We start from the raw sequence: 4,112 nt of genomic DNA, 5'->3' as shown, positions 1-4,112 counted from the left end.
TGATAAAGCTATGATGAGCCGAAAATCCTCTCTTCTTAATTAAACCAGTTTTGTCTCAAAGGCGCTGATGTCGGACAAACCGATAATTGTCGAAGCGATAAAATCATACAATGGCGATGAAATCGATAAGGAAGGTAAAGAACAATTATTAAAAGAAATCGAAATAATCGGTTCAAACTCATTGCACCTTATATCTAGATTGAGATTCAATTGGGAGGACCATTTGAAGCCGACCAGTTTCGTATGTACAGTATTGTATAGCTTAAATAGCTGGAATGGAGAAATCGAGATCGGAGATGAGTATGCTGAAGAAGTTCTATTCTGAACTAAAAACTTGGCTAACGGGAAGCACCCCCGCTTATATTGAATTAGCCAAAGAGATTAGTGAAACTAGATATACTAGGGAGGAAAACAAAAAGGCATTCCTTGCCTTGGGCTGCTCACCTAATTCAGCGGAGTATTTTGCCAATTACATTGAATCTCAGTGGAAGGGTCGATAAATCCTCATTCAGCGGGCGTTTTCAATACAGAAACCATATTGCCTAGCTCTTCTGTGCGATCAAGCGGAAAACTGATCATCTCCCCTTTAGTATTAGATCAATCTTTGGATGCTGCTCCTTGACTGAAAGTATTTACTGTCGAACCATGTCGGTCGATAGGTTTGTTTTCCCCTCGCGTGGAACGGAGTGTGTCATGAGCAACGATCATCATCAGGAACACAAAGATCGATGGAAGCATGACGGGGTACGCGTGATCAAAGGGGATCAGCTTGATCCGAATACTGCGCAAACGCCAGGGATGTTTCGTCAGGCAGCTATAAATCATGCGCGTGTTGGAGCACAGAAAATCTGGGCCGGGACGGTCGCAATCGAACCCAATGCGAAAACTGGCGTCCATCACCATGGCGCATTGGAAAGCGTCATTTTTGTTCTTCGAGGCAAGGCGCGGATGCGATGGGGAGATCATCTGGAATACGTGGCCGAAGCCGGACCAGGCGATTTTATTTTTGTACCGCCCTATGTTCCTCATCAGGAGATAAACGCCGATCCTGACAACGTGCTGGAATGCGTTTTGGTTCGATCAGACAACGAAGCGGTTGTCGTGAACATCACAGACGTGGAACCTATCGAAAATCCAGAGGAGATTTATTGGGTTGATCCGATACATCGCCATCCTGACGGACACTAGGATCGTTGCGGAATATTACGTTGCTTTCAGCACAGCGTGCAATCGAAAGCCCGCTCAATCCAGTCTGTCGCCGTCCTCCAAAGGACCACCGCCGCTCAGTATATCTCTGACCTTATCAGCTTCAGCGTCTTCGACGGCTTCTATTCTATAAGTTTTCCCATTCGCCACTAAAAACTGCGGCCCATTTAAAGCCACAGAAGACAAAACATTGCTCGTATCTGAAATAAACTCATCAATCGTCCAAATCTTTCCATTCTTCATCTAGACGCTATCCAATGTTTGATAACGGCAGCTGTACGAGCCACCGTTCGGTTTACTAATCCTTATTTTACCAAATTCTTGTCAATTGCTTCGACGAAAATATCCAGCTAATCAAGCTTGCGAGTGCAGTATGAACACGCATGAGCGACTGCTTCTAGATACATGTATCCTAAGCCAATTTGCTTACAAGAATCCGCCAACCGAACTTATCACATGGGTAAAGACATTTCCGGATATTTATTTCGCCATTTCGATTTCAACGGTCATCGAAATCCAGAAAGGCATTGAAAATCTTCGCTCTTGCGGCTCCGCTCGCGCAGATGCGCTGGAGGAATGGCTGGAGCAACTGCTCGCTAGTGACCTTATGTGTTTGGATCACGATGCAAAGACTGCCCGGATAATTGGTCGAATGCTTTCTGTCCCAGCCTTGAAATCGCTGTGGATCCCTGACCCCAACTCAAAGAAACCCAAGCTGGGACAAGACCTTCAGATCGCAGCAGCCTCCATACGGTATGGAATTCCCATCGCGACGGCGAATGTTAGCGATTTCTTGCAAATCCACGAATGGTTCAAACTTCCTGGCTTATGCAATCCGATAACGGATACGTGGCATGTGGGCCATTTTAATCCAAACGTGAAGGCTTGACTCTCGCAGCTTGTTCCTGTTATGTTCTTCGTATGAAACACGCGCTCAACCCCTCCCCGAAGCTAACATCGCGCTCTACCGAGCGCGATGTTAGCCGCGTGCTTCGAATACGTTTCATCTGATTCCTGAACCCGTTGTTCATTGACGGCTGACATCTAGCCGTCGCGATCAGAGGAACTCTCTTCCATGTTCCAATCTATTACCGACCGTCTTCTCAAGGACGTCAGACTGAATGCGTCTGTTAATAAATTCAAACCCTCGCAGGTGCTGAAGTGCCGTGGCGAAGCGCTTTTCCGTTCGCAACAAGCGCGTGACTTGGCATGTCTTTTTGATCTATCTCCTAACGTAATTGCTTGGACTTGTTTGCCTCTGCTCGTACGTTTTGGAGACGGTTATCATATTCCTGATTTCGCCGTTCAAAGGTCTGACGGCGATTATCTGGTGGACGCAACACCGCCACAGGATTGGGCAATCGCCGCCGCAGAGGCTGATGGCTGGCTATACGACTGCGTCAGTTACCAGCACGACAACAATGCTGTGCTCATCGCCAACGCAGTTGATTTGTTACCTTATGCGCGAACCTCAACGGTTTCGCTTTCTGACCGCGTGCGCCTTCTGACCGTTCTCGATGACGACGGCCCACTTCCGCTTAAGCATTGTTTTCAACTCATTCGAAATTCAAGCGAGCCAATGGCGGCAATCGCCGCGCTCTATTTCTCCGGTGAAATCGTATTCGATTTGACTGAGAGGATAGCTCCGGAAACACGCGTTTCCAGAACCTAGTTCACCTCCACAATCCTAAATGATGCAAATCGGCGTTTACGCGCCCGATAATGAGGAGTCTTACGATGAATAGCCAAAATTATCTGAACGACATGATCGGCAAACTCCACCACCTGATCGATGATCTGAAGATGCTCCGAGATGGCAAACAGCCAGCACCTGAAATTCTTGATGACAGTCCCGCGCTATACGACTGGAAACAGACTACTCGGCCTGCTGCATGTCTAGAAGGACTGGTTCAGGAACATCCTTTGCTTGGTCGCAACAGGCTCATCATTACCAGCGATCTCTACTATCTCGATCCTGAAATGCGGTTCGCACGCACCCTTTCCAGGTTCTATAGGCTCGGCAATCCAGCCAGGTTCGGGCGGCAGCATTAAATCCATGAGGCAACGTCGATGAAACTCATTCGAATATCGGATCGCTACTGCCGGTCTCCCCTTCTTCTATTTCCACCCAGTGCGAGTAAACAGAATGAAGTATTTCCAACGAACACAAGACGGCTTGGCCGTGGAGCTGGCTCGGGCACACCTCACTCGGCAAATTCGAAAACTCGGCCTTCATCAATTTCTAGCAGGGCGAGTGTGTACTCTTGTTATCATTATCGATCACCAAGAAGATCTGGAATTCTACGAACGCGCGCTTACTGAGATCAAACACTACTGTGCAGGCCCGCGCTCCCAAAGGATCATCACAATCGACGAAAAGCAGGCGCAACGCCAAAAGCGGTTAAAGCGACCAGCCGAGGAATTTTCGTGGGCAAGGCAAACCGTCTTCTTGACGCATAATGAATTATCATTGCCTGAACACGTATCGGTAACAGCAGACTACGTTGTTACAATTAAAACCGACGTATCACTTTGCGAAGCCGTTGCTCGGGATTTTCAGCAAACTAAAACTGAATTTTCGAAAATCGATGAGCTTCGTGACGTTTCCCTGAGCCGCATCGTGACTTTTATCACGCAAAATTGGACTGAGGCGGAAATCAGAAAGAAGCTTCATCAATTCACTTCCGCCACAAAAATTTCTCAAGAAACCCGAGCGACTGATATCAATCTGGATAACCTAGTTGGATATGGATCGGCTGCAACTTGGGGAAAGTTGCTCGCCAGCGATCTTGGCCTTTACCGCGCCGGTCAGTTACCTTGGTCAGATATTGACCGTGAGCGCAACGAATAGCCCACGTCTTTCGTGATTGACGGAATGGGTTTCCGGCTGGCAGTCAAAACTTTTG

The 4,112-nt window shown here is 47.7% G+C and carries 6 protein-coding genes; 5 read left to right on the top strand and 1 reads right to left on the bottom strand.

Features of this window, described 5'->3' with window-relative positions; translation table 11 throughout:
• Nucleotides 1–693: 693 nt before the first annotated feature.
• Nucleotides 694–1,188 carry a cupin domain-containing protein gene (locus HWX93_RS22475; RefSeq protein ID WP_176038789.1) on the top strand — a complete coding sequence of 165 codons (495 nt, stop codon included), beginning with the start codon at nt 694–696 and terminating at the stop codon, nt 1,186–1,188.
• Between the two features lie 54 nt (nt 1,189–1,242).
• Here the strand turns inward: HWX93_RS22475 and HWX93_RS22470 are convergent, their stop codons facing one another.
• Nucleotides 1,243–1,449, bottom strand: a complete 207-nt coding sequence (locus HWX93_RS22470; protein ID WP_151652395.1) for a hypothetical protein — start codon at nt 1,447–1,449, stop codon at nt 1,243–1,245.
• Nucleotides 1,450–1,579: 130 nt separating this feature from the next.
• Between HWX93_RS22470 and HWX93_RS22465 the strand changes: the two genes are divergently transcribed.
• The 4 genes from HWX93_RS22465 (at nt 1,580) to HWX93_RS22450 (ending at nt 4,057) form a co-directional block, all read left to right on the top strand.
• A complete protein-coding gene (locus HWX93_RS22465; protein ID WP_176038788.1) occupies nt 1,580–2,095 on the top strand; it encodes a hypothetical protein in 516 nt (171 codons plus the stop codon).
• 186 nt (nt 2,096–2,281) lie between these two features.
• Nucleotides 2,282–2,878 carry a hypothetical protein gene (locus HWX93_RS22460; protein ID WP_176038787.1) on the top strand — a complete coding sequence of 199 codons (597 nt, stop codon included), beginning with the start codon at nt 2,282–2,284 and terminating at the stop codon, nt 2,876–2,878.
• 65 nt (nt 2,879–2,943) lie between these two features.
• Entirely contained in the window at nt 2,944–3,258 is a 315-nt protein-coding gene (locus HWX93_RS22455; RefSeq protein WP_176038786.1) for a DUF6634 family protein, read from the top strand.
• Between the two features lie 94 nt (nt 3,259–3,352).
• Nucleotides 3,353–4,057 (top strand): hypothetical protein, encoded by a 705-nt coding sequence (locus HWX93_RS22450; protein WP_176038785.1) that lies wholly within the window; start codon nt 3,353–3,355, stop codon nt 4,055–4,057.
• Nucleotides 4,058–4,112 lie beyond the last annotated feature (55 nt).

The organism is Brucella tritici (assembly GCF_902825325.1).
Lineage (GTDB): Bacteria > Pseudomonadota > Alphaproteobacteria > Rhizobiales > Rhizobiaceae > Brucella.
Note: the sequence above shows the minus strand (reverse complement) of the source record. Positions and strands in the feature narration are given on the sequence as shown.